Raw genomic sequence first — 508 nt, 5'->3', positions numbered from 1 at the left:
AAATTTGGGAAAGCGTTGTCTCTACCCTCAAAGAAGTTTTCAATAAATGTTCATTAACACCATCAGATATCGCAGCCGTTGGTATCACTAACCAGCGCGAAACAACCTTAGTGTGGAATAAAAACACTGGCGAGCCTGTCTACCCGGCGATCGTTTGGCAAGACAGACGCACAGCCCAGCTTTGTCGTGATTTAAGCGAAGACGAAGAACTCGTTTCACACATTACTGAATCGACAGGGCTTCTGTTAGACCCTTATTTCTCTGCCACTAAAGTAGAAGACATCATAGGCAGAGCTATTCCTATCCAAGGCGTAGCAGGCGACCAGCAAGCAGCATTAGTAGGCCAAGCGTGCTTTGAAAAAGGCATGGCCAAGAGCACCTACGGTACCGGCTGTTTTATGATATTGAACACTGGTGACGCCCCTTTGCAATCGAAAAACCGATTACTCACCACCGTTGGGTATCGTTTAAACGGCAAAACGACTTATGCGCTTGAAGGCAGTATTTT

Annotated in this window: 1 protein-coding gene; it reads left to right on the top strand. The window is 46.3% G+C overall.

What is annotated here, in order from left to right; all coding sequences use genetic code 11:
* On the top strand, positions 1 to 508 hold a 508-nt coding region (locus tag ACFC20_RS17835; protein ID WP_375194150.1), incomplete at both ends, for an FGGY family carbohydrate kinase.

It is taken from the genome of Marinobacter sp. (genome assembly GCF_041984545.1).
GTDB lineage: Bacteria > Pseudomonadota > Gammaproteobacteria > Pseudomonadales > Oleiphilaceae > Marinobacter.
Note: the sequence above shows the minus strand (reverse complement) of the source record. Positions and strands in the feature narration are given on the sequence as shown.